The organism is Aquicoccus porphyridii (assembly GCF_008369105.1).
Lineage (GTDB): Bacteria > Pseudomonadota > Alphaproteobacteria > Rhodobacterales > Rhodobacteraceae > Aquicoccus > Aquicoccus porphyridii.
Genome location: NZ_VINQ01000171.1, coordinates 1 through 407, shown reverse-complemented (window position 1 = coordinate 407; position 407 = coordinate 1). Strand labels below are relative to the sequence as shown.

1 protein-coding gene is annotated in these 407 nt (G+C 69.3%); it reads left to right on the top strand.

The genetic code is table 11. The features are described from left to right. Positions 1-407: alpha-amylase family glycosyl hydrolase (locus FLO80_RS24055; RefSeq protein WP_246156809.1), on the top strand; the 407-nt coding region annotated here is incomplete at both ends.

Sequence of the window (407 nt, the reverse complement as noted above, 5' to 3'; positions counted from 1 at the left end):
GGTGCCGGACCCGGCCTCGCAGTTCCAGCCCGACGGCGTGCATGGCCACAGCCAGGTGCTGGACCATGGCGCCTACGCCTGGCGCGTCGACGAGTGGCGCGGGCGGCCCTGGCACGAAGCGGTGATCTACGAGCTGCACGTCGGCCTGTTCGGCTCCTACGCCGAGGTCGAGCGCTTCCTTCCGCGCCTGGTGGAACTGGGCGTGACCGCCGTGGAGCTGATGCCGCTGGGCGAGTTTCCCGGTCGCCGCAACTGGGGCTACGACGGCGTGCTGCCGTTCGCCCCGGCGTCGGCCTACGGCACGCCCGAGCAACTCAAGCATCTGATCGACAGCGCTCACGGCATGGGCCTGATGGTCTTCGTCGACGTGATCTACAACCACTTCGGCCCGGACGGCAACTACCTCG